This is a genomic window from Kitasatospora sp. NPDC092948 (assembly GCF_044754805.1).
GTDB lineage: Bacteria > Actinomycetota > Actinomycetes > Streptomycetales > Streptomycetaceae > Kitasatospora.
In genome coordinates, this window is record NZ_JBIVPU010000002.1 from 874,868 (window position 1) to 899,277 (window position 24,410).

Annotated in this window: 21 protein-coding genes; 12 read left to right on the forward strand and 9 right to left on the reverse strand. The window is 71.9% G+C overall.

Annotated elements, in window-relative coordinates; all coding sequences use genetic code 11:
- Positions 1-6: 6 nt before the first annotated feature.
- The 6 genes from murJ (at position 7) to trxA (ending at position 8,198) form a co-directional block, all read left to right on the forward strand.
- Complete coding sequence (gene murJ / locus ACIQF6_RS08840) at positions 7-2,424, forward strand: murein biosynthesis integral membrane protein MurJ (RefSeq protein ID WP_400891827.1); 2,418 nt, start codon at positions 7-9, stop codon at positions 2,422-2,424.
- 293 nt (positions 2,425-2,717) lie between these two features.
- Positions 2,718-4,778, forward strand: a complete 2,061-nt coding sequence (locus ACIQF6_RS08845) for a serine/threonine protein kinase (RefSeq protein WP_400891830.1) — start codon at positions 2,718-2,720, stop codon at positions 4,776-4,778.
- A gap of 128 nt (positions 4,779-4,906) precedes the next feature.
- On the forward strand, positions 4,907-5,755 hold the full coding sequence (gene sigM / locus ACIQF6_RS08850) for an RNA polymerase sigma factor SigM (RefSeq protein ID WP_400891832.1): 849 nt from the start codon (positions 4,907-4,909) through the stop codon (positions 5,753-5,755).
- On the forward strand, positions 5,752-6,624 hold the full coding sequence (locus ACIQF6_RS08855; protein WP_400891835.1) for an anti-sigma factor family protein: 873 nt from the start codon (positions 5,752-5,754) through the stop codon (positions 6,622-6,624). The genes sigM and ACIQF6_RS08855 overlap by 4 nt, the downstream gene beginning before the upstream one ends.
- A 152-nt stretch (positions 6,625-6,776) precedes the next feature.
- On the forward strand, positions 6,777-7,742 hold the full coding sequence (gene trxB / locus ACIQF6_RS08860) for a thioredoxin-disulfide reductase (RefSeq protein WP_400891838.1): 966 nt from the start codon (positions 6,777-6,779) through the stop codon (positions 7,740-7,742).
- A 129-nt stretch (positions 7,743-7,871) separates the two neighbouring features.
- Positions 7,872-8,198 carry a thioredoxin gene (gene trxA, locus ACIQF6_RS08865; RefSeq protein ID WP_014137010.1) on the forward strand — a complete coding sequence of 109 codons (327 nt, stop codon included), beginning with the start codon at positions 7,872-7,874 and terminating at the stop codon, positions 8,196-8,198.
- Between the two features lie 153 nt (positions 8,199-8,351).
- Here the strand turns inward: trxA and ACIQF6_RS08870 are convergent, their stop codons facing one another.
- The 9 genes from ACIQF6_RS08870 to rpmH form a co-directional block, all read right to left on the reverse strand.
- A complete protein-coding gene (locus ACIQF6_RS08870) occupies positions 8,352-8,969 on the reverse strand; it encodes a GNAT family N-acetyltransferase (RefSeq protein WP_400891841.1) in 618 nt (205 codons plus the stop codon).
- A gap of 121 nt (positions 8,970-9,090) precedes the next feature.
- On the reverse strand, positions 9,091-10,140 hold the full coding sequence (locus ACIQF6_RS08875) for a ParB/RepB/Spo0J family partition protein (RefSeq protein ID WP_400891844.1): 1,050 nt from the start codon (positions 10,138-10,140) through the stop codon (positions 9,091-9,093).
- Positions 10,137-11,102 (reverse strand): ParA family protein, encoded by a 966-nt coding sequence (locus ACIQF6_RS08880; RefSeq protein ID WP_400892205.1) that lies wholly within the window; start codon positions 11,100-11,102, stop codon positions 10,137-10,139. The genes ACIQF6_RS08875 and ACIQF6_RS08880 overlap by 4 nt, the downstream gene beginning before the upstream one ends.
- A gap of 306 nt (positions 11,103-11,408) precedes the next feature.
- A complete protein-coding gene (gene rsmG / locus ACIQF6_RS08885) occupies positions 11,409-12,188 on the reverse strand; it encodes a 16S rRNA (guanine(527)-N(7))-methyltransferase RsmG (protein WP_400892209.1) in 780 nt (259 codons plus the stop codon).
- 146 nt (positions 12,189-12,334) lie between these two features.
- Positions 12,335-12,856 carry a protein jag gene (locus ACIQF6_RS08890; RefSeq protein ID WP_400891847.1) on the reverse strand — a complete coding sequence of 174 codons (522 nt, stop codon included), beginning with the start codon at positions 12,854-12,856 and terminating at the stop codon, positions 12,335-12,337.
- A gap of 56 nt (positions 12,857-12,912) precedes the next feature.
- The gene (yidC, locus tag ACIQF6_RS08895; RefSeq protein ID WP_400891850.1) at positions 12,913-14,058 is read right to left on the reverse strand and encodes a membrane protein insertase YidC; all 1,146 of its coding nucleotides are present in this window, start codon (positions 14,056-14,058) and stop codon (positions 12,913-12,915) included.
- A complete protein-coding gene (gene yidD / locus ACIQF6_RS08900; protein ID WP_400891853.1) occupies positions 14,055-14,375 on the reverse strand; it encodes a membrane protein insertion efficiency factor YidD in 321 nt (106 codons plus the stop codon). The genes yidC and yidD overlap by 4 nt, the downstream gene beginning before the upstream one ends.
- Positions 14,372-14,800 carry a ribonuclease P protein component gene (gene rnpA, locus ACIQF6_RS08905; RefSeq protein WP_400891855.1) on the reverse strand — a complete coding sequence of 143 codons (429 nt, stop codon included), beginning with the start codon at positions 14,798-14,800 and terminating at the stop codon, positions 14,372-14,374. The genes yidD and rnpA overlap by 4 nt, the downstream gene beginning before the upstream one ends.
- A 19-nt stretch (positions 14,801-14,819) precedes the next feature.
- Positions 14,820-14,957, reverse strand: coding sequence for a 50S ribosomal protein L34 (gene rpmH / locus ACIQF6_RS08910; RefSeq protein ID WP_043915359.1), 138 nt, complete (start codon positions 14,955-14,957; stop codon positions 14,820-14,822).
- Between the two features lie 426 nt (positions 14,958-15,383).
- Here rpmH and dnaA point away from each other — a divergent pair, with 426 nt between their 5' ends.
- The 6 genes from dnaA (at position 15,384) to gyrB (ending at position 24,387) form a co-directional block, all read left to right on the forward strand.
- Positions 15,384-17,234 carry a chromosomal replication initiator protein DnaA gene (dnaA, locus tag ACIQF6_RS08915; protein WP_400891858.1) on the forward strand — a complete coding sequence of 617 codons (1,851 nt, stop codon included), beginning with the start codon at positions 15,384-15,386 and terminating at the stop codon, positions 17,232-17,234.
- 986 nt (positions 17,235-18,220) lie between these two features.
- The gene (dnaN, locus tag ACIQF6_RS08920) at positions 18,221-19,351 is read left to right on the forward strand and encodes a DNA polymerase III subunit beta (RefSeq protein ID WP_043915360.1); all 1,131 of its coding nucleotides are present in this window, start codon (positions 18,221-18,223) and stop codon (positions 19,349-19,351) included.
- Positions 19,352-19,495: 144 nt separating this feature from the next.
- The gene (gnd, locus tag ACIQF6_RS08925) at positions 19,496-20,371 is read left to right on the forward strand and encodes a phosphogluconate dehydrogenase (NAD(+)-dependent, decarboxylating) (protein ID WP_400891860.1); all 876 of its coding nucleotides are present in this window, start codon (positions 19,496-19,498) and stop codon (positions 20,369-20,371) included.
- Between the two features lie 36 nt (positions 20,372-20,407).
- On the forward strand, positions 20,408-21,544 hold the full coding sequence (gene recF / locus ACIQF6_RS08930) for a DNA replication/repair protein RecF (RefSeq protein ID WP_400891862.1): 1,137 nt from the start codon (positions 20,408-20,410) through the stop codon (positions 21,542-21,544).
- Between the two features lie 67 nt (positions 21,545-21,611).
- Positions 21,612-22,124, forward strand: a complete 513-nt coding sequence (locus ACIQF6_RS08935; RefSeq protein ID WP_043915363.1) for a DUF721 domain-containing protein — start codon at positions 21,612-21,614, stop codon at positions 22,122-22,124.
- Between the two features lie 271 nt (positions 22,125-22,395).
- On the forward strand, positions 22,396-24,387 hold the full coding sequence (gene gyrB, locus ACIQF6_RS08940) for a DNA topoisomerase (ATP-hydrolyzing) subunit B (RefSeq protein ID WP_400891866.1): 1,992 nt from the start codon (positions 22,396-22,398) through the stop codon (positions 24,385-24,387).
- Positions 24,388-24,410 lie beyond the last annotated feature (23 nt).

A 24,410-nucleotide genomic window follows, 5' to 3' on the forward strand; every position in this document is an offset into this window, starting at 1 on the left:
GGTGGCATGAACGAGCGGAGCGAGCGAGCAACCCAGGACCAGGGCGGAGGTAGGCCCCAGGACCGCGCGGGCGGTCCACGGTCCGCCGCCGCCCCCTCCGACCCCACCGCCGACTGGTACGTCGCCGACACCTACGCCCGTGACCCGTACGCCGTCGAGGCGTACGGCGACGCGGACCCGTACGGCGAGGTGGACCTGCCGGCCGCCGCGGACGTCCGGAACGCCCCGGAGGCCACGGCGGCGGTGCCCGGCCAACCGAGCCGCGAGTCCGAGGCCGCCGTGCGGCTGACCGCACCGGCCCCGCGCTGGGCGTCGATCGCCGCCGAGGTGGCCGCGGAGGCCGCCGAACCGACCGGGTCGCGCCGGGACACCGGCAGCACCGAGTACGTCGGTGTGGAGACCCTGCTGGCGGCCCCGGCGCAGGCGCCCGTGTCGGGCGCACCGGGCGTCCCCGACGCGTCCGCCCCGTCCGACGCGCCGAAGGCCACCTGGGCCCCCGACACCTCGGACGACGCCGAGCCCGCCGACGCCCCGGAGCACGTGCCCGCCCTCGACCCGGAGCCGGCCCCGGCGGCGGTGGCCGAGCGCCACCCGTACGTGCCGCCGATCGAGTTCGACCCGCCGCTCTCCCAGGAGGAGGCGGTGATGCGGGCCGACGCCGCCGTGCTGGAGGCCGACGCCGCGGCCGCCCCGCCCGTACCCGTGGCCCCGCCGGCGCCCGCGCCCACTCCGGCCGAACCGACCGCAGCGCCCGCCGACGCCGGTGGCGGTGGTGGTGGCGGCAAGGCCACCGGGCTGCTGAACTCCAGCGCCATCATGGCGGCCGGCACCCTGGTCTCCCGCGGCACCGGTTTCCTGCGCACCATGGTGATCGCCGCCGCGATCGGCGTGGCCTCGATGGGCGACTCGTACAACGCCGCCAACACGCTGCCCACCCTGCTGTACATCCTGATCGGCGGCGGCGCGCTGAACGCGGTGTTCGTCCCGCAGCTGGTGCGCAGCATGAAGAACGACCAGGACGGCGGCACCGCCTACGCGAACCGGCTGCTCACCCTGGTGGTGACCGGCCTGGCGGGCGTGGTGTTCGTCGCGGTGCTGGCCGCGCCGGTGCTGGTGCAGCTGATCTCGCACGCGCTGATGCGGGACCAGCAGAGCGCCGACACCACGGTGGCACTGGCCCGGTACTGCCTGCCGACCATCTTCTTCATGGGCGTGCACGTGGTGATGGGCCAGATCCTCAACGCCCGCGGCCGGTTCGGCGCGATGATGTGGACGCCGGTCCTGAACAACGTCGTGGTGATCTTCACCTTCGCGATGTACATCGGCGTGTACGGCACCTTCCAGCACACCGAGGTCACCCCGCACGCCATCTCCCCCGAGGGCGTTCGGCTGCTCGGCATCGGCACCATGCTGGGCCTGGCGGTGCAGGCGCTGTCGATGATCCCGTACCTGCGCTCGGCGGGCTTCGCGTTCCGGCCGCGCTTCGACTGGCGCGGCCACGGCCTGGGCAAGGCGGCCCGACTGGCCAAGTGGACCTTCCTGTTCGTGCTGGCCAACCAGGCGGGCTTCCTGGTGGTGACCCAGCTGGCCACCGCCTCCGGCAAGGCCGCCGAGCACGACGGCCACCTCGGCGTCGGCCTGGCCGCGTACTCCAACGCGCTGTTGATCTGGCAGCTGCCGATGGCGGTGATCACCGTGTCGGTGATGAGCGCGGTGCTCCCCCGGCTGTCCCGGGCGGCCGCCGACCAGGACGCCGGGGCGGTCCGCGACGACCTCTCCTACGGCCTGCGCACCTCGGCGGTGGCGATCGTCCCGGCGGCGTTCCTGTTCCTGTCGCTCGGCCCGGTGATCGGCTCCTCGATCTACGGCCTGGGCAACGGCGGCGCGGTCGCCCACGGCACCACCGCGGTCGGCTACATGCTCTCCGCCTTCGCCCTCGGCCTGATCCCGTACTCGGTGCAGTACGTGCTGCTGCGCGGCTTCTACGCCTACGAGGACACCCGCACCCCGTTCTCCAACACCGTCTGGGTGGCGCTCACCCAGGCCGGCGCCGCGGTGCTGTGCTGGCTGCTGCTGCCCGCGCAGTGGGCGGTGACCGGCATGGCGCTGGGCTACGGCCTGTCCTACGCGGTGGGCGTGTTCGTCGCGGTGCCGAAGCTGAAGGCGCGGATCGGCGGCCTGGACACCGCCCGGATCACCAAGACCTACGTCCGGCTGGCGATCGCCTCGCTGCCCGCCGCCGTGGTCGGCGTGGTGGTCGAGGTGTTCGCCCTGCGGGTGGTGAACGGCTGGCTCGGCAACGTCCTGACCCTGCTGGTGGCGGCCGTCGTGCAGCTCTCGGTGTTCCTGCTGCTGGCCCGCCGGATGCGCATAGAGGAACTCAACGCGCTCACCGGAATGGTCCGCCGGCGGCTCGGCCGCTGACCGGAACACCGGTCACGGATTGACGACTCGTCAACCGGAGGGCCGACGATCCGTCGATGACTCAGTCCTCCTACGGTGGGCCGGAGTCGGGGTTCACCCCCGATTCCGGCCCATTCGTCTGCTGTTCGTCCGGAAGTGGACAACCGGGCAACCTCTCGGCGGTCTCAGCGGTCGTACCTGGGTGCCGGGAGTGGGCACAATTGTCCTTGCAGCACACGGCCGACCACTCCGGCAGCGGCTCGTCGACCGTCCCGGCTCCGGCCCGGGACGACACAAGGGGAGGCAGGACCACGGTGGCTGACGGCACCAAGGCGATCGTCGACACGTCCGAGACGGACGGGGCGGCGACCGAGGCCGCGCCCGGAACCTCGCAGCGCGACACCGGAGCCGACCGCGGCGGCGCCGCGAAGGGCTCCGCCAACGGCGTGGTGAAGAGCACCGCGAACGGCTCCCCGAAGGACGCCGCGAAGAACACCCCGAAGAGCGCCTCGAAGGCGGAGACCAAGGCGGAGGCAGAGACGAAGGACGCCCCGAGCGCCTCGCCGCAGCCCGCCGACGCCCCGGAGACCGACGACGCCCCCGGCGACGACGGCCCGAGGCCGCCCGCCGATGCCACCGCCCCGCTCTCCGCACAGGAAATCGACGCCGAGCTGTCCGACCGCGGCGCCCGCAGCCCCGAACGCCCCTCCCGCAGCCGGGGCGTGCGCCGCCCGCTGCCCCCGGTCGAACCGTCCGAACCCGCCCCGGCCACCAGCACCGAGACCCTGGACGCCGACACCGCCACGCTGCCCGCCGTACTGCCCGCCCCGCAGCGGCACAGCGGCGACAAGATCGGCGGCCGCTACCGACTGGAGGAGTGCATCTCCGAGTCGGACACCTTCACCAGCTGGCGCGCCGTCGACGAGAAGCTCCGCCGCGCCGTCGGCGTGCACCTGCTCTCGGCCGGCCACCGCCGCGCCAAGTCGGTGCTCACCGCGGCCCGCAGCGCCGCCCTGCTCGGCGACCCGCGCTTCGTCCAGGTGCTGGACGCCGTGCAGGAGGGCGAGCTGGTGTACGTGGTCCGCGAGTGGCTGCCCGGCGCCCGCGACCTCGCCGAGCTGCTGGCCGACGGCCCGCTGGAGCCGTACGACGCCTACCAGATGGTCCGCCAGGTCACCGACGCCATCGCCGCCGCCCACCAGCGCGGCCAGGCCCACCTGCGGCTCACCCCCAAGTGCGTGCTGCGCACCGACGGCGGCCAGTACCGGATCAACGGCATCGCGGTGGACGCCGCCCTGCGCGGCCTGCCCACCGAGGACGCCGAGCTGACCGACGTCCGGGCGATCGGCGCGCTGCTGTACGCCTCGCTCACCCACCGCTGGCCGTACCCGGAGGACCGCTACGACCTCCAGGGGCTCCCCAAGGACCTCGGCTGCGTCCCCCCGGACCAGGTCCGGGCCGGCGTCCACAAGGGCCTGTCGGAGCTCACCGCACGGATCCTGTGCGAGGAGCCCCCGCACCGCACGGAGCCGATCACCACCCCCGCCGAACTGGCCGCGGCGATCGCCGAGCTGCCGAAGATCCGCCCGCCGGAGCAGCCCGCCCCGCCCGCGCTGCGCGCCCTGCCCACCGCCCGGCCGCGCTACTCCCCCGGCGCGCCCACCCAGGCGATCCCGGCGGCCGCGCCCGCCCCGGCCCCGGTACCGGCCCCGGCCGCCCCCCGGCCCGCCCCGCGTCGCCGCCGCGGCCTGCGCCGGGTGCTCAAGTGGACCGTGTCGCTGGTGGCGCTCTCCGCCGTCACGGTCGGCTCCTGGCAGCTGGTGGACTACGTCAACACCCACAACAAGAACACCACCGACCACAGCTCCGCCCCCGCCCCCGACCCGACCGGCACCGGCCCCGCCGTCACCGGGAACAAACTCGCCATCACCGCGATCTCCCCGTTCAACGCGTTCGGCGGCACCAAGGACGAGCACACCAACGAGATCCCCAACGTCAACGACGGCAACCCGACGACGGCCTGGACCACCCAGCGCTACAACGACCAGTTCGGCACCGCCTACCGGCCCGGCGACGGCCTGCTGGTCGACCTCGGCTCGGCGCGTCCCGTCGGCTCGGTGGACGTCCAGTTCATCGGCGACACCAAGGTCGAGCTGAGGGCCGCCCCGGCCGACGCCGCCACCGCGCCGACCGCCGACGAGAACGGCTTCCGCAGCCTGGGCGCACCGGTCGCCACCGGATCCGGGTCCAAGGTCACTCTGAAGCCGGCCGCTCCGATCACCACCCGGTACCTGCTGATCTGGCTCACCAACGTGCCCGACAGCGGCGACGGCGGCTTCCGCGGCAAGATCTCCGAGATCCAGGTCAACGGATAGCGCCTTCGCCGGCCGGACACCCGGCGTGCCACCGGATCCGCTGCGCCCCTTGATCCGGTCCGCCGGATCCCCAACGATGGTGACCCACGGCCGCCGGAGCGGACGGCCGGACCGCGAGGAGGGGGCGGATGGCCGAGGAGCCCAGCGACGCCGAACTGCTCGCCCGGCACACGGCGGGCGATCCGGACGCCTTCGGGCTGCTGGTGCACCGCCACCGCGACCGCCTGTGGGCGGTCGCGGTGCGCACACTCGGAGACCGCGAGGAGGCCGCGGACGCCCTCCAGGACGCCCTGGTCTCCGCGTTCCGCGCCGCGGCCGGTTTCCAGGGCCGCTCGGCGGTCACCACCTGGCTGCACCGGATCGTGGTCAACGCCTGCCTGGACCGCGCCCGCCGGAGCGCCGTCCGCCGGGCCGAGTCGCTCGACCGGCACCCGGACGGCCCGCCGGACGCCGCACTCGGCACCAGCGAGGGCGCGGAGAGCCACGCGGTGCGCGCCGAGACCCGGCGCGAGGTGGCCGACGCCCTGGCCGCGCTGCCCGCCGACCAGCGGGCCGCCCTGGTGCTGGTCGACATGCAGGGCTACCCGGTCGCCGAGGCCGCCGAGGTGCTCGGCGTCCCGGTCGGCACCGTCAAGAGCCGCTGCGCCCGCGGCCGGGCCCGGCTGCTGCCCCTGCTGCGCCACCTCGGCCCGGGCGATGTTCCACGTGGAACCGACCCCGCAGGTGTTCCACGTGGAACCGGCGTCGCGGATGTTCCACGTGGAACCGACGCCGGCCCCGGCCCGCAGGAGGCCGGTCCGCCCCGCGTTCCCCGGGTTCCACGTGGAACAACCGCCGCCCCCGGTCCGCGGGAGCCGGCCGCCGATGTTCCACGTGGAACCCCGCCCGCACCCCGGTCCGGGAACCCGAACCGGACCTCCCCCGTCCCACCCACGGATCCCGCCACCGCGCTGGAAGGAGATGCGACCCCGCGATGACGCCGCACCCGCCTTCCGAGCACCCCGACCTGGACGCGCTGGCCGACCTGGCCGAGGAGCTGCTGCCGCCCGAACAGGCCGAACCGCTCCACCGCCACCTGGCCGCCTGCCCGTCCTGCGCCGAGGACTACGCGGCGCTCTGCGGCCTCCCGGAACTGCTGGCGGGCGTCCCCGCCGAACCGATGCCGTCGGAGGTCGCCGACCGACTGACCGCGGCGCTGGCTGCCGAATCCGCCGCCCGCACGGAGACCCGTGCCGAGGACCGGCCGGAGCGCCCCGCAACGGCCCGCCCGCAGCCCCCGGCGAGCCCGTCCCGCACCGGTGGACCCGCCGGGGCCCCGCCCGCCGCCGGGCCGGGACGCCCCGGCCGCCATCGCCGTCGCGCCATGAGCCTGCTGCTCGCCGCTGCGGCCGTGGCAGTCGCGGCGGGCCTGGGCGGCGTGCTGCTCAGCCGCAACGCGCCCACCACCGGGGCCTCGACCGCCAAGGCGGTCGGCAAGGCGGCCACGTCCGATCCGGCGTCCGCCGACGCCTCCGGCCCCCGGCCGGACACCGCCGTCGGCGTCCAGGGGCCGGACTTCACCACCGAGCAGCTCCCGGTCCAGATCCACCGACTGCTGGCCACCAGGCCCACCGGCCAGCTCGCCCCGACCGACCGCGGCACCGACGCCGCGGCCTGCGTGCTGGCCGCGACCGGGCACCCGGACGATCCGCCGCTGACCACCGGCACCGGCAGCTACCAGGGCCGGCCGGTGCTGGCCCTGGTGTTCCGCCCGCCCGGCGGCAGCGGGCCGCTGGACGTCTACCTGGCCACCCCGGACTGCCCGGGCTCGACGATCCTGCTGCACAGCACCGTCCCGGCCCCCTGATTCCTCACCTTTCCGGGCTGTCCGGGTCCGAAGCGCGGGTGGTTGGTGCGGTCGGACCTGGGAATGCGGGAGACTGGTAAGTCGTTGTCCGGGGCGGCGGAGCAACCGCCCTCCCCCGCGCAAGCGGGACGCCATGCGAACCAGGAGATGCAGTGAGCGACGTCCGTAACGTGATCATCATCGGTTCCGGCCCGTCCGGGTACACGGCGGCGCTGTACACCGCGCGCGCCTCCCTCCAGCCGCTGGTGTTCGAGGGCGCGGTCACGGCCGGCGGCGCGCTGATGAACACCACCGAGGTGGAGAACTTCCCCGGCTTCCGGGACGGCATCATGGGCCCCGAGCTGATGGACAACATGCGGGCCCAGGCCGAGCGCTTCGGCGCCGAGCTGGTGCCGGACGACGTGGTCGCCGTCGACCTCACCGGCGACATCAAGACCGTCACCGACTCCGAGGGCACCGTGCACCGCGCCCGCGCCGTGATCGTCACCACCGGTTCGCAGCACCGCAAGCTCGGCCTGCCGAACGAGGACAAGCTCTCCGGCCGCGGCGTCTCCTGGTGCGCGACCTGCGACGGCTTCTTCTTCCGCGACCAGGACATCGCGGTGGTCGGCGGCGGCGACACCGCGCTGGAGGAGGCCACCTTCCTGTCCCGCTTCGCCCGCAGCGTCACGGTGGTCCACCGCCGCAACACCCTGCGCGCCTCCAAGGCGATGCAGGAGCGTGCCTTCGCCGACCCGAAGATCAGCTTCGCCTGGGACAGCGCGGTCGAGGAGATCCACGGCGACCCGAAGCTGACCGGTCTGACCCTGCGCGACACCAACACCGGCGACCTGCGCGAGCTGCCCGTCACCGGCCTGTTCATCGCGATCGGCCACGACCCGCGCACCGACCTGTTCAAGGGCCAGCTCGACCTCGACGCCGAGGGCTACCTCAAGGTCGACGCCCCCTCCACCCGCACCAACATCCCCGGCGTCTTCGCCGCCGGCGACGTGGTCGACCACACCTACCGCCAGGCGATCACCGCCGCCGGCACCGGCTGCTCCGCCGCGCTGGACGCCGAGCGCTACCTCGCGGCGCTGACCGACGCCGAGGCCGAGACCGCCGCCGTCGCGGTCTGACCCACCGACAGACCCACCAGGGCCGAGCAGCCCACCGGCCGGGGGCCGCGACCGTTTCCGCACCGAAACAGAACCGCCCCCGCCGTTGTTATCCCTCTCGCACCTCTCCTCCGACCCCAAGGAGTTCCCGTGGCCGGCGCCACCAAGGAAGTAACCGACGCCACCTTCGACGCCGAGGTTCTCAAGAGCGACAAGCCCGTCCTGGTCGACTTCTGGGCCACCTGGTGCGGCCCGTGCCGCCAGGTCGCCCCGGTCCTGGAGGACATCGCGGCCGAGCACGGCGACAAGCTGACCGTCGTCAAGCTCGACGTCGATGCCAACCAGGAGACCGCCGCGGCGTACAACGTGATCTCCATCCCGACGCTCAACGTCTACAAGGGCGGCGAGCTGGTGAAGACCATCACCGGCGCCCGCCCGAAGGCCGCGCTGCTGCGCGAGCTGGCCGAGTACCTGTAGTCCGTTCCGGACACCGGTCGCCGAGGCGGCCCGCACGGGATTCCTGTGCGGGCCGCCTCGGCGTTTCGGCGCCTCGACGAGGCTTCGCCAGGAAGCGACGGGAGCGCGGCGGGCCGCTCCGGGACAGCGGGCCCGGAGCGGAGAACGCCGCTCTCAGAACGGACGCAGCGCCGGTTCCTTGCGCCGACCGCCGAGCAGCCGTTCCAACGCGCCCTCCATGTCGCCCTTCCAGGACAGCGTGGAGCGCGCCTCCAACCGCAGCCGCGGATACCGGTGGTGCGGCCGGACCGTCTTGAAGCCGACCGCCAGCAGGTGGTCGGCGGGCAGCACACAGCTGGGGATCTCGCTGCCCTGCGCGCCGAACGCCTCGATGGCCCGGAAGCCGCGCCGGATCAGGTCCTTGGCCACCGCCTGCACCAACACCCGCCCCAGGCCCTGCCCCTGAAACTCCGGCAGCACCCGGGAGACCATCAGCTGCACCGCGTCCGGGGAGATCGGGCTGGTCGGGAACGACTGCCCGCGCGGCACGTACGCGGGCGGCGCGTAGAGCACGAACCCGGCCGGGCGGTCGTCCACGTAGGCGACCCTGCCGCAGGACCCCCAGTCCAGCAGTACCGCGGAGATCCACGCCTCCTTCTCCAACTCCCCCTTGCCGGCGTCCTGCGCGGCCCGCCCGCTGACCGGGTCGAGCTCCCAGAACACACAGGAGCGGCACGTGTTCGGCAGCTCCGAGAGGTTGTCCAGTGTCAGCGGAACGACCCTTCGCCCCACGCCCGTACCTCCTCCTCCACACGGAAACCGGCCCAGGAGTCCAGTCTGCGCCGACCGACGAAACGGGTGCACGTTTCACGTGAAACATGCACCCGTTGTTCGCCGTTCGCGGTCACCGACGTCAGGACAGCCGCAGCCCCTGCTCGCCCGGCGCCAGGCTGTCCAGGATCCGGTTCAGGTCCTCGGCCGAAGCGAACTCCAGCACCACCTTGCCCTTGCCGATCCGGCCGTCGCGCTGCGAGGCCTCGACCTTGACCCGGGTCTCGAAGCGGTCCGAGAGCCGGTCCGCCAGCTCGGTGAAGACCGGCGAAGTCGCCCGGCCGGCCCGCGCGGTGGCCTTCTTCGCCTTGGGGGCCTCACCGGCCATCAGGCCGGCGATCTCCTCGGTGCTCCGCACCGTCAGCTGCTCGGCCACCACCCGGTGGGCGAGCTGCTCCTGACGCTCGGCATCCGGCACCATCAGGATCGCCTTGGCGTGCCCCGCGGTCACCTCCCCGGCGGCCACCTTCAGCTGCACCGACACCGGCAGCTTCATCAGCCGCAGCGTGTTGGACACGTGCGAGCGGGACTTGCCGACCCGGGCGGCCAACTGGTCGTGCGTACAGGCGAAGTCGCTCAGCAGCTGGTCGTACGCCGCGGCCTCCTCCAGCGCGTTCAGCTCGGCCCGGTGCAGGTTCTCCAGCAACGCGTCCAGCAGCAGCTTCTCGTCCTCGGTGGCCCGGACGATCGCCGGGATCACCTCCTGGCCGGCCTCCCGGGAGGCCCGCCAACGGCGCTCACCCATGATCAGTTCGTAGCGCTCCGGCCCGGTCTGACGGACCACCACGGGCTGCAGCAGGCCGACCTCCTTGATCGAGGCGACCAGTTCGGCGAGCTTCTCCTCGTCGAACACCTCGCGCGGCTGGCGCGGGTTGGGGCTGATCGAGTCCAGCGGCAGCTCGGCGAACCGGGCGCCGTCCACCGGGGTCAGTGCCGCCTCCAGGACGCTGCGGCGCTTGTCGCCGGCCAGCTCCCGCAGGCTCTCCGCGGCGGCCTTGGCGGCCACCGTTCCGCGATCGGTGGGAACCACCGGCGCCGGCGGGTCGGCCGGTGCGACCGCTCCCCCGGCCGCCGGGGTCGCCGGAATCAGCGCCCCCAGACCCCTGCCCAGACCCCTGCGCGTGCCACTCACTGGATGCTGCCCTCCATCGAACTGTGCTGTGCCGTCGGCGCGGACGGCTCCGCACCGCTGCCCGGCGGAACGACCGCCGTGCCCGCCCGGTGACGCCCGCCCTCGGCCTTGACGACCGCGCGCAGCGCCAGCTCCCGGCCGGCCTCCAGGTAGGAGAGCGCGCCGCTGGAGCCGGGGTCGTAGGTGAGTACGGTCTGCCCGTAGCTCGGGGCCTCGGAGATGCGCACCGATCGCGGGATGGCGGTGGCCAGCACCTCGTTCTCGAAGTGCGTCCGCACCTCCTCGGCGACCTGCGCGGCCAGCCTGGTCCGGGCGTCGTACATGGTCAGCAGGATGGTCGAGACGTGCAGCGCCGGGTTCAGGTGCGCCCGCACCAGCTCCACGTTCTTCAGCAGCTGGCCCAGGCCCTCCAGCGCGTAGTACTCGCACTGGATCGGGATCAGCACCTCCTGGCCGGCCACCATGGCGTTGACGGTCAGCAGCCCGAGCGAGGGCGGACAGTCGATCAGCACGTAGTCGAGCGGCTGCTCGTAGGCGGCGATGGCCCGTTGCAGCCGGCTCTCCCGGGCCACCAGCGAGACCAGTTCGATCTCCGCGCCGGCCAGGTCGATGGTCGCCGGGCAGCAGAACAGCCCCTCGACGTCCACCACCGGCTGCACCACGTCGGCCAGTGGCTTGCCCTCCACCAGCACGTCGTAGATCGACGGCACTTCGGCGTGGTGGTCGATGCCCAGGGCGGTCGAGGCGTTGCCCTGCGGGTCGAGGTCGATGACCAGCACTCGCAGGCCGTGCATGGCGAGCGAGGCGGCCAGGTTCACGGTGGTGGTGGTCTTGCCCACCCCACCCTTCTGGTTGGCCACCACCATCACCCGGGTGGCGGCGGGTCGGGGGAGCCCCTCCCCGGCGAGCCCGGTGACCGGAACGGCGGCGTGCGCGGTACGTGCGACGGGGGTTTCATCCACCTGGTCGACGATCTCCGACTCCTGCATGGGGGTCAGTGTTTCACGTGGAACCGGAGCCGCGACAGTCACGACCGAGTCCCGTTCGCGGGCCCGGTTCAGCTCCTGGTCGAGTACGCCGGTCAACAGGAAGCGACGTTTCACGTGGAACACGATGCCCGGAATGTCGGAATCCGACGGCCCGACACTCCGGTGCCGATCGGGGCCCGTCCGGTCGATCCCGTCGGATCGGCGCACCGACGAACGGGGCGGGTGGCCGATCGCCACCCGCCCCGCCGTACTGCTGCCGCGGCTCCGTGCCGCTGTGGTTCAGCGCCGCCCGCGGCCGCTGCCGCCACGCCGACCGCCGCTCTCGGCGCCCTTGCCGCCGCGACCGGCCCGGGCCGCCTTGGCGCGCCGGGTGGCCGCCTTGACGCCGCCGGGGCTCTCGCCGGCCTCCACCCGGACCACCCGGGTCTGGGTCTCCAGCACGCCCTCGCCGACCCCGATCACCGACCACTTCACCGCACCCAGCCGGGTCAGCGCCGCCCGCGAATCGGTCAGCTCCTGCTCCGCGGTGTCGCCCTTCAGCGCCAGCATCTGGCCGTAGGGCCGCAGCAGCGGCATGCCCCAGCCGGCCAGCCGGTCCAGCGGCGCCACCGCGCGGGCGGTCACCACGTCCACGGCCAGCTTGCCGATCATCTCCTCGGCCCGGCCGCGCAGCACGGTGACGTTGTCCAGGCCGAGTTCACGGACCACCTCCTCCAGGAAGGTGGTGCGCCGCAGCAGCGGTTCCAGCAGCGTCACCGAGACGTCCGGCCGGGCCAGTGCCACCGGGATGCCGGGCAGTCCGGCGCCCGAGCCGACGTCGCACAGCGAGACTTCGGCGGGCAGCAGTTCGGCCAGCACCGCGCAGTTCAGCACGTGCCGGTCCCACAGCCGGGGCACCTCGCGCGGGCCGATCAGGCCGCGCTGGACGCCGGCGGTCGCCAGCAGCTCGGTGTAGCGCTCGGCCTGCGCCAACCGGTCACCGAAGACCCGTCCCGCGGCCTCCGGCGCCTCGGCCAGCTCCTCCGGCGCCCCCTCGGACGCCGTGCCGTCCCTGTCCATCTCTGCCTCTCCGCTCACCGTCGAATCCACCCACCCGTCCCGTCCCAGCACTGTTCCACGTGAAACATCAGTCCACCCCAAAGGCAACGACCCCACCCGCGAGAGGCGGGCGGGGTCGGACGCCGTTCCGACGGGCACCACCGGCGTCAGGCCGGCAGTACCACCACGCAGCGCTGGGGCTCTTCGCCCTCCGACTCGCTGCGCAGTCCCGCGGCGGCCACCGCGTCGTGCACCACCTTGCGCTCGAACGGGGTCATCGGCTGCAGCTTGACCTGTTCGCCGGTGCGCTTGACCCGCTCGGACGCCTCGGCGCCCAGCTCCGCGAGCTCGGCCCGCTTGCGCGCCCGGAAGCCCGCAACGTCCAGCATCAGTCGGCTGCGCTCCCCGGTCTCCCGGTGCACGGCCAGCCGGGTCAGCTCCTGGAGCGCCTCCAGCACCTCGCCGTCCTGGCCCACCAGTCGCTGCAGCGTCCGGTCGTCGCCCTCGCCGACGATGGAGACCAGCGCCCGGTCCCCCTCGACGTCCATGTCGATGTCGCCGTCCAGGTCCGCGATGTCCAGCAGACCCTCCAGGTAGTCGGCGGCGATGTCACCCTCGCGTTCCAGACGCGCGAGGGCGCTCTCACCGGCCGGCGCGGTGTCGACGGCGGAGGTGGTGCCATCCGTCACAGGTGGACTCCTTCAGGAATGGGGCCCTCGGGTGGGGCCGAGAACGAGGGTCGGGACTACTTCTTCTTCGGCCGCTGGCCCTGGCTGCCGCGCCGCGGCTGCTGCTGGCGCTGACCCTGCCGGTCCCCCGGCTTCGCCCCGCCCGCCTTCGTACCGGACTTCTCGGCCTCGGCCTCCGCGGCCTCCGCCTCGTCCACCGGCCGGCCCTGCTCCTCCGCGGCGTGCACCTGGTGCGCCGCCGTGGCCTGCCGCTGGGCCTTGCTCTGCTTGCGCGGCTGCTGCCGGCGCACCTGGACGCTCTCCTCGGCCACCGCCTGGGCCTCGGCCTCCGCGCTGCTCTTGGAGCCGGTCAGCGTGGCCAGCACACCGCCGGTCTTCTTGACCGAGCCGTCCGGGTTGAGCCGACCCTGCTTCTTCAGGCGGGCCTGACGCTCGTTCCAGGCGTGGCTGCCCGGCGTCGGGTTGTTGCGGATGACGATCAGCTGCTGGCCCATCGACCAGACGTTGGTGGTGAGCCAGTAGACCAGCACACCGACCGGGAAGTTGATGCCCATCACGGCGAACATCACCGGGAAGACGTACATCAGCATCTTCTGCTGCTGCATGAACGGCGTCTTGACCGTCAGGTCGACGTTCTTGGTCATCAGCTGGCGCTGGGTGACGAACTGCGACAGCGACATCAGCACGATCATGATCGCGACGACGATCTGGATCTGGACGCTGTCCGCGCCGACGAACTTCGCCGACAGCGGGGCGCCGAAGATGTGCGCGTGCTTGGCGCTCTCCAGCAGCGTCTGGTCGATGACGCCGATCGGCTTGTCGTTGGCGACCGAGGCCAGCACACCGTAGAGGGCGGTGAAGAACGGCGCCTGCACGATGATCGGAAGGCACGAGGAGAACGGGTTGGTACCCGCCTCCTTGTACAGCTTCATCATCTCTTCGGACTGGCGCTGCTTGTCGTTCTTGTAGCGCTCCTGGATGGCCTTCATCTTCGGCTGGATCGCCTGCATGGCCCGGGTCGCCTTGATCTGCTTCACGAAGAGCGGGATCAGGCAGATCCGGATGACGACCACCATCATCACGATGGACAGGCCCCAGGCCCAGCCGCCGTCGGGATCGAAGACGTGGCTGAACAGCGAGTGGAACTGGACGATGATCCAGGACACCGCGTAGTAGAGGGGACTCAGAAAACCGAAGGTCACCGGTCAGACTCCTTGGTGATCGGGCTGGCCACCGGCTCCGGCTCGGCGGTCCCGCTCGTGGGGCTCAGCAGATTGCGCAGCCGGCGGTGCCACACCGGATGCTTTCGCGGCGGAACATGGTCGACCCCACCGGGAGACCAGGGATTGCAGCGCAGGATGCGCCAGACGGTCAGCCCGCCTCCCTTGATCGCCCCATGGACGCGCACCGCCTCGTACCCGTAGCGGGAGCACGAGGGGTAGTAACGGCACACCGGGCCGAGCAGCGGACTGATGGTCCACTGGTAGAGCCTGATCAGGCCCATCAGCAGGTACTTCATCGCCCTGTTCCCGTCGGGGCACTGCCGGCCGGTTCCGACCTGAGCAGACGGCGCAACGCCGCATCCAGGTCGTGCCCGAGTTCTGCGTACGAGGCCGTCGCCGCAGCAGGCAGCGCCCGTACCACTATCAGGCTACCTGTGGGCAACCGGGACAGACGCTCGCGGACCAGGTGACGCAGCCGACGCTTGACCACGTTGCGGACCACGGCAGGCCCCACGGCCTTGCTCACGACGAAACCCGCACGCGCCGAAGGAAGCCCCTCGGCGACGTGCGGGCTGGAGTCGCTGTTCCGGTCGGCGCCCTCGTCGGGTACCGCCTCTCTGTGGAGGTGGACCACCAACAGGGGCCGACCGGCGCGGCGACCGCGTTTCACCGCGGTCGCGAAGTCCTGGCGCCGCCGCAGCCGATTCTCGGTGGGCAGCACTGCAGACCCTTTTCGCGGATCAGGCGGACAGGGCGCTGCGGCCCTTGGCACGGCGCGACGCCAGGATGGCGCGGCCGGCACGGGTACGCATGCGCAGCCGGAAGCCGTGGGTCTTGGCGCGACGACGGTTGTTCGGCTGGAAGGTGCGCTTGCTCACTCGGGGGCTCCTGGGGTGAATCGTAGGATGACGGGGGGTCGCTTGGCCGTCACCGTGCGTCCGCGCGATCTCCCCTTGCACTGGGAAATCCGATCCCGGGGCCCAGATCTGCTGGGCCGGGACCACCACGGCGCCCGTGCTGCGCGCGTCATGGAAGCGGGCGGACCCGCGGACATGCGGCAGCGGCCATCGACAACTCGACCTGGCTACGGTACGCGGCGGCGGGTCCGAGGGTCAAACCAGGTGGGTGTCGGCCCGTTGCCCACAGCCTGTGGACAACGACTTGAATCAGCTCTGCGCGCTGACTACCGTTGCAGGACTTGTCTCTTTTGTTCTGTGCTCGCGGCCGCTCTCCCGCCGCGCCACCCAAACCCCTCCCGACCTTGACTGACTGCCCCTGCCCGGGGAACGAGAAAGCGTGTACCAGTGGCTGATGTCAACAGCGATCTCGTCCTGATGTGGTCGAGGGTCGTCGAGCGACTGGTCAGCGACAGCGATGTCGTGGAGAAGGACAAGAACTGGGTCCGGCGCACCCAGCCGATGTGGATGATGCACGACACCGCCCTGCTCGCGGCCCCGAACGAGTTCGCCAAGCAGGTGCTGGAGGGCCGGCTGCTGCCGCAGCTGACCGAGGCCATCTCGCACGAATTCGGCCGCCAGGTGCGGATCGCCGTGATGGTGGACGCCAACGCCGCCCCGCCCACCGGACCGGAGGCCGAGCCGGAACCCGAGCCGGAGCCCGAGGACGCCGCGCAGTGGCCGCACCCGCGGACCGAGCAGGGCTACCCGCCGGAGCCGGGCTACCAGCCCGAGGCGGGGTACCAGCCCGAGGCGGGGTACCAGCCGCAGCCGGGCGCCTGGCCGGGCCGCCCCGCCGAGGACTACCAGCGCCCGTCGTACCCGCCCGGCTACCCGCCGGCCGAGCCCTACGGGGCGCCGGCGCAGGACCCGTACCGGGAGCAGCCCGACGCGAGCGGCGGCAGCTGGGAGCCGCAGGCGGCGCCCGAGCGCCGTCCCGAGCCGGCCCCGCGGCGGACCAGCCGTCCCGGCCCGGACTCGGCGCAGGGCGACCTGTTCGGCGGCGCGCTGGGCTCCCCGGACGAGGACCGGCCGCGGCACAGCGGCTCCCGGCGGGCCGCGCACCGTCCGGCCGACCGGCCGGCCCCGGTGGAGCGCCGGCCCGCTCCCGGCGTCCCGGCCCCGCCCGGCGCCCCGCCGGCGGGCGGCGCGCGCAAGGACGAGCCGAACGCCCGGCTGAACCCCAAGTACCTGTTCGACACCTTCGTGATCGGCGCCAGCAACCGCTTCGCGCACGCCGCGGCGGTGGCGGTCGCCGAGGCCCCGGCCAAGGCCTACAACCCGCTGTTCATCTACGGCGAGTCCGGGCTCGGCAAGACCCACCTGCTGCACGCCATCGGGCACTACTCGCGCAGCCTGTTCCCGGGCACCCGGGTGCGGTACGTGAGCTCGGAGGAATTCACCAACGAGTTCATCAACTCGATCCGGGACGGCAAGGCGGACGCGTTCCGCAAGCGCTACCGGGACATCGACATCCTGCTGGTCGACGACATCCAGTTCCTGGCCAGCAAGGAGTCGACGCAGGAGGAGTTCTTCCACACCTTCAACACCCTGCACAACGCGAACAAGCAGATCGTGCTCTCCTCGGACCGGCCGCCCAAGCAGCTGATCACGCTGGAGGACCGGCTGCGCAACCGGTTCGAGTGGGGCCTGATCACCGACGTGACGCCGCCGGAGCTGGAGACCCGGATCGCGATCCTGCGCAAGAAGGCGATCCAGGAGCAACTCAACGCTCCCGCCGACGTGTTGGAGTTCATCGCGTCCCGAATCACCCGCAACATCCGGGAGTTGGAGGGCGCGCTGATCCGGGTCACCGCGTTCGCCAACCTGAACCGGGCGCCGGTGGACCTGGAGCTGGCCGGGATCGTCCTGAAGGACCTGATCCCGGGCGGCGACGAGGACGCCGGGCCGGAGATCACCGCGCAGGTGATCATGCAGCAGACCGCCGCGTACTTCGGGCTGGGGGTGGAGGACCTGTGCGGATCCTCGCGCAGCCGGGTACTGGTGACGGCCCGTCAGATCGCCATGTACCTCTGCCGGGAGCTGACCGACCTGTCGCTGCCGAAGATCGGCGCGCAGTTCGGCGGCCGGGACCACACCACGGTGATGCACGCGGACCGGAAGATCCGCTCGCTGATGGCCGAACGGCGGTCCATCTACAACCAGGTCACCGAGCTCACCAACCGCATCAAGAGCTAGCCGCAGGGCGGCAGTTGACGCATCCGAAGGGGAGTCCGACCGATCCGGCCGGGCTCCCCTTCGGCATGCCCGCTGCGGGCCGGCCGGGCGAATCCGGGCGATCCGGGGGTGTGGAACGGTCGACGGCGGGGCAGGAATCGTGTCGGCGGCCCGGGCGGCGGGTGCGTCGTCCACCCGAACATCTGCGCAGCAATTCGAACGGTTCGGGTGCGTACTGGAGTTGTCCACAGGAACGGGTGGGTTTTCCCCGTCCACAGGCTCCACAGGCCGAAGTTATCCAGAGGTTCCTCCACAGGCGGATCACGGTTACGCTCTTCGGCGCAGGTCAGACCCCTGTGGACTTGTGCACAACAGTTATCCACAGCCTGTGGAGAACTGAGGATCCGTCAGGACGGCCCAACGGCTGTCCACAGGCTGTCCACAGCGGAAGGGGAGTTATCCCCAGGTTTTCCACAGCTGCGTCCACAGTTCGACAACATCAACTCCCTTGTCACGCCTGGGTGTGAAAGGCGTCACGTGATGTTGATCGAGGCCGGTGGATAACCACGGCAATTTCTGTGGATGAAGCTGGGGATAACCTGTGGATACTCACAGTGCCCTGTGGATTACGCTCCGTTGTCCACAGCAGGCCTAGGTTGTCCACAGCGGCCATCCACAGGACCTGTGGACAAAAAACCGGCTCTGACCTGCGAAAACGGGGTTATCCACGGTATCCACAGGCCCTACTACTACTGCTACACCTAGAGACCTCGCGACTTGATCAACAGTGGGGGTGGCCCGAATCTGTGGACAACCGCGCCCCGACATCTGTTCGGCTTGCTTCCGCCCATCTGCCCCGACTGTCGGCCGAGTACGTCAGACTGTCCTTCGGCACCTGGAAGCCGAGCGGAGCGAATCCGGTCGGTGGGGAGCCGGAAGACGATCAACAGCGCCGGTCGGCAGTACGGGCCGACGGCGCGGCGACAGCAGCCAGGAGGCGGTTACCGGTGAAGTTCCGGGTGGAGCGTGATGTCCTCGCGGAGGCGGTGGCCTGGGCCGCCCGCAGCCTCCCCGCGCGGCCGCCGGTGCCGGTGCTGGCCGGCCTGCTGCTGACGGCGCAGGACGGCACGCTGGCACTGTCCGGGTTCGACTACGAGGTGTCGGCCCGGGTCGAGCTGGAGGCGGACGTCGAGGAGGCCGGCACGGTCCTGGTCTCCGGCCGCCTGCTCAACGACATCTCGCGCAACCTGCCGAACCGCCCGGTGGAGATCTCCACCGACGGGATGCGGGTCACGGTGGTCTGCGGCAGCTCGCGGTTCACCCTGCCGACCCTGCCGGTCGACGAGTACCCGGCGCTGCCGCAGATGCCGACCGCCACCGGCACCGTCCCGGGCGACGTGTTCGCCTCGGCGGTCAGCCAGGCCGCGGTCGCCGCCGGGCGGGACGACACCCTGCCGGTGCTGACCGGCGTCCGGGTCGAGATCAACGGCAGCGGGATCACCCTGGCCGCCACCGACCGGTACCGGTTCGCCGTCCGCGAGCTGCTGTGGAAGCCCGAGCAGGACGACATCAACGCCGTCGCGCTGGTCCCGGCCAAGACCCTGCAGGACATCGCCAAGTCGCTGGGCAGCGGCGACCACGTGTCGATCGCGCTCTCCACCGGCGGCGCCGGCGAGGGCCTGATCGGCTTCGAGGGCGCCGGCCGGCGGACCACCACCCGCCTGCTGGAGGGCGAGTTCCCGAAGTTCCGGTCGATCTTCCCGACCGAGTTCTCGGCGGTCGCCGCGGTGCAGACCCAGCCGTTCCTGGAGGCGCTCAAGCGCGTCTCGCTGGTGGCCGAGCGCAACACCCCGGTCCGGCTGAACTTCGAGCAGGGCGTGCTCACCCTGGAGGCCGGCTCGGGCGACGACGCCCAGGCCTCCGAGCGGGTCGAGGCGGACCTGGAGGGCGACGACATCTCGATCGCGTTCAACCCCGGCTACCTGGAGGAGGGGCTCAAGGCGATCGACGCCGCGTACGCGCAGCTGAGCTTCACCACCCCGACCAAGCCGGCGCTGCTCACCGGCAAGCCCGCGGTGGACGCCGAGCCGGACGACGCCTACCAGTACCTGATCATGCCGGTCCGCCTGTCCGGCTGACCGAACACCGGATCACCAGGGGCGCGAGGGCCGACGGCCTCCGCGCCCCTGTGGCTGCCTGGACCTGCCCGACCGGCGGCGTAGGCTCGGGGAGCGCGGCAACGGCGCCGCCGTCAGGCACGACACCACAGTGAAGGACTTGTCATGGAGCTCGGCCTCATCGGTCTCGGCAAGATGGGCGGCAACATGCGCGAGCGCATCCGCCGCGCCGGCCACACCGTCATCGGCTACGACCGCAACCCCGACCTGGCCGACGTCGACAGCGTGGAGCAGCTGATCGCCGACCTCAAGGGCCCCCGCGTGGTGTGGGTGATGGTTCCGGCCGGCGGCCCGACCCAGGAGACCGTCGAGCACCTGGCCGAGCTGCTCTCCCCCGGCGACGTGGTGGTGGACGGCGGCAACTCCCGCTGGACCGACGACATCCAGCACGCCGAGCTGCTGGCCGCCAAGGGCATCGGCTTCGTCGACTGCGGCGTCTCCGGCGGCGTCTGGGGCCTGGAGAACGGCTACGCGCTGATGTACGGCGGCAACGCCGAGCACGTCGCGAAGGTCCAGCCGATCTTCGACGCGCTCAAGCCCGAGGGCGAGTTCGGCTCGGTGCACGCCGGCAAGGTCGGCGCCGGCCACTTCGCCAAGATGGTCCACAACGGCATCGAGTACGCGATGATGCAGGCCTTCGCCGAGGGCTGGGAGCTGCTGGAGGCGGCCCCCGAGGTCACCGACGTGCGCGAGGTGTTCCGCAGCTGGCAGGAGGGCACCGTCATCCGCTCCTGGCTGCTCGACCTGGCGGTCCGGGCGCTGGACGACGACGAGCACCTGGCCAAGCTCAAGGGCTGGGCCGCGGACTCCGGCGAGGGCCGCTGGACGGTCGAGGCCGCGATCGACCACGCGGTGCCGCTGCCGGCGATCACCGCCTCGCTGTTCGCCCGCTTCGCCTCCCGCCAGGAGGACTCGCCGCAGATGAAGATGATCGCCGCGCTGCGGAACCAGTTCGGCGGCCACGCGGTCGAGTCGAAGTAAGCACCCACGGCCAGAAGGCGAGCGCAGTCCACCGTCATGCACGTCGCGCACCTGTCGCTCGCCGACTTCCGTTCCTACGCCCGGGTCGAGGTACCGCTCGACCCGGGCGTCACCGCGTTCGTGGGGCCCAACGGGCAGGGCAAGACCAACCTGGTCGAGGCGATCGGCTACCTCGCCACCCTGGGCAGCCACCGGGTGGCCACCGACGCCCCGCTGGTGCGGCTCGGCGCCGAGCGGGCCGTGGTCCGGGCCAGCGTGGTCGCCCAGGGCGGCCGGACCACCCTGGTGGAGCTGGAGATCACCCCCGGCAGGGCCAACCGGGCCCGGCTGAACCGCTCCGACAACGTCCGCCCGCGCGACGTGCTGGGCGTGCTGCGCACCGTGCTGTTCGCCCCCGAGGACCTCAGCCTGGTCAAGGGCGACCCGGGCGAGCGCCGACGCTTCCTGGACGAGCTGCTGACCGCCCGCGCACCCCGGCTGGCCGGGGTGCGCTCCGACTACGAGCGGGTGCTCAAGCAGCGCAACGCCCTGCTGAAGACCGCCGCGACGGCCCGCCGGCACGGCGGCGGCAAGGCCGCCGACCTGGCCACCCTGGAGGTCTGGGACGGCCACCTGGCCCGCACCGGGGCCGAACTGACCGCCTTCCGGATCCAGCTGGTGGCCGCCCTGCAGCCGCTGGTCGCCGAGGCCTACCGCCAGCTCGCCCCCGGTGCCGGGGAGACCGTGCTGGAGTACCGCTCGTCCTTCGAGGGCGAGCTGCCGACCAGCCGTGAACAGGCCGAGCAGCAGCTGCTGGACGCCTTGCAGGCGGCCCGGCCGCAGGAGGTCGCGCGCGGCCTGACCCTGGTCGGCCCGCACCGCGACGAGCTGCTGCTGCGGCTCGGCCCGCTGCCCGCCAAGGGCTACGCCAGCCACGGCGAGTCCTGGTCGTACGCGCTGGCCCTGCGCCTCGCCTCCTACGAGCTGCTGCGCTCCGAGGGCGGCGAGCCGGTGCTGATCCTGGACGACGTGTTCGCCGAGCTGGACGCCCGCCGCCGGGACCGGCTGGCCGAGCTGGTGGCCGGCGGCGAGCAGGTGCTGGTCACCGCGGCGGTCGCGGAGGACGTCCCGAAGGCGCTCAGCGGCGCCCGGTACGCCGTCGCGGACGGTACCGTGACCCGTCTCACGCCGTGAAGCACGGCGAGCCCGTACCCTGGACCGCTCGTCGGTGCAGTTGTCCACAGCCTGGGGATGGAGCGTGATGTCGGAGGGTTCGGAGCTTTCGGGTGTGGACCTGGCCCGGGTGGCGTTGCGCGCCGCCAAGGAGCAGGCCCGGCAGCGCGGCGAGCAGGTCCGCGAGCGCCGGGAGGCCAAGCGCACCGGACTGCGCAGCGGCGCCCGCGCGGACGGCCGCGACCCGGTGCCGCTGGGCGCCGCGCTGAACCGGCTGATCACCGAGCGGGGCTGGGAGGCGCCGGCCGCGGTGGGCGGAGTGATGGGCCGCTGGTCACAGATCGTCGGGCCGGACATCGCTGCGCACTGTGAACCCAAGTCGTACGCGGAAGCCGAGGCGGTGCTCACCGTGCAGTGCGACTCCACCGCGTGGGCCACTCAACTCCGGCTGCTGGCACGCCAGTTGGTGGCCCGGCTGAACCACGAACTGGGGCACGGAACGGTCCGGGTGATCAAGGTGCTGGGCCCGGACGCCCCGGTGCGCGGTTACGGGCGGTTGCGGGCGCCGGGCAGCAAGGGTCCCGGGGACACCTGGGGCTGAGCCCGGCCGAGCGGATCGGGAACTTCCGGAATCGCTGACGGCCCGTCCAGGCGCTCTGAGCCCCCCTGCCGAGTATCGGGACACGTCCCGAGGGGATTCAGGGCGGCACATCTGCCCTCAGGGGCTGCCAAACGCCCCTCTCTGTCACTCGTACCGGTAGACTGAAGCGCAAACACCGTTGCGTGGAGCAACAGAGTCGAAACGCCGTGGTCGCACACCTGCCCGGGAAGCGGGAAGGGGCGCGGCCCCGCTGTGCCAGAGAGGGCGCTTCGTGGCCGATTCCGGCAACCCCAGCCAGACCCCAGACCCGTCCGACAACAAGGCGTACGACGCCAGCGCGATCCAGGTGCTGGAAGGCCTCGACGCCGTCCGCAAGCGCCCCGGCATGTACATCGGTTCCACCGGTGAGCGCGGCCTGCACCACCTGGTGTACGAGATCGTCGACAACTCGGTCGACGAGGCCCTGGCCGGCCACGCCGACACCATCGACGTGACGATCCTGGCCGACGGCGGCGTGCGGGTGGTGGACAACGGCCGCGGCATCCCGGTCGGCATCATGCCGGGCCAGGACAAGCCCGCCGTCGAGGTCGTCCTGACCGTGCTGCACGCGGGCGGCAAGTTCGGCGGCGGCGGCTACGCGGTCTCCGGCGGTCTGCACGGCGTCGGCGTCTCGGTGGTGAACGCGCTCTCCACCCGCCTCGCGGTGGACATCCGCACCGACGGCTCGCGCTGGACCCAGGAGTACAAGTCCGGCACCCCGACCGCCCCGCTGGCCAAGCACGAGGACGTCGAGGAGACCGGCACCAGCGTCACCTTCTGGGCCGACCCGGACATCTTCGAGACCACCGTCTACTCGTTCGAGACGCTCTCCCGCCGGTTCCAGGAGATGGCCTTCCTCAACAAGGGCCTCACCATCGCGCTGACCGACGAGCGCCCCGAGCACGCCGACGAGGAGGGCAAGCCGCTCTCCGTCACGTACCGGTACGACGGCGGCATCGCCGACTTCGTCGCCCACCTCAACTCCCGCAAGGGCGAGGTGATCCACCCCTCGGTGATCGACTTCGAGGCGGAGGACAAGGACCGGCGGATCTCCGCCGAGATCGCGATGCAGTGGAACTCGTCCTACACCGAGGGCGTGTACTCGTTCGCGAACACCATCCACACCCACGGCGGCGGCACCCACGAGGAGGGCTTCCGCGCCGCGCTGACCGGTCTGATGAACCGTTACGCGCGCGACAAGAAGCTGCTCCGCGACAAGGACGACAACCTCTCCGGCGAGGACATCCGCGAGGGTTTGACCGCGATCATCTCGGTCAAGCTCGGCGAGCCGCAGTTCGAGGGCCAGACCAAGGACAAGCTCGGCAACACCGAGGCCAAGACCTTCGTGCAGAAGGTGGTCAACGAGCACCTGGCCGACTGGCTGGACCGCAACCCCAACGAGGCCGCGGACATCATCCGCAAGTCCATCCAGGCCGCCAGCGCCCGGGTCGCCGCCCGCAAGGCCCGCGACCTGACCCGCCGCAAGGGCCTGCTGGAGTCCGCCTCGCTGCCCGGCAAGCTCTCGGACTGCCAGTCCAAGGACCCGGCCGAGTGCGAGATCTTCATCGTCGAGGGCGACTCGGCCGGTGGCTCCGCCAAGCAGGGCCGCGACCCGCGCACCCAGGCGATCCTCCCGATCCGCGGCAAGATCCTGAACGTCGAGAAGGCCCGGATCGACAAGGTGCTGCAGAACACCGAGGTCCAGGCGCTGATCTCGGCCTTCGGCTGCGGCATCCAGGAGGACTACGACGCCGAGAAGCTCCGCTATCACAAGATCGTGCTGATGGCCGACGCCGACGTCGACGGACAGCACATCCGCACCCTGCTGCTGACCCTGCTGTTCCGCTTCATGCGCCCGCTGGTCGAGGCCGGGTACGTCTACCTGGCGATGCCCCCGCTGTACAAGATCAAGTGGGGCAAGGACGACTTCGAGTACGCCTACTCCGACCGCGAGCGCGACGCGCTGATCGCGGCCGGCGTCGAGGCCGGCCGTCGGCTCCCCAAGGACGACGCGATCCAGCGCTTCAAGGGTCTCGGCGAGATGAACGCGGAGGAGCTGCGCGTCACCACCATGGACGCCGCCCACCGCCTGCTGCTCCAGGTCACCCTGGAGGACGCGGCCCGCGCCGACGACCTGTTCTCCGTCCTGATGGGCGAGGACGTCGAGGCCCGCCGCTCCTTCATCCAGCGCAACGCGAAGGACGTCCGCTTCCTGGACGTCTGACGTCCCGTCAAGGATCGTTGAAA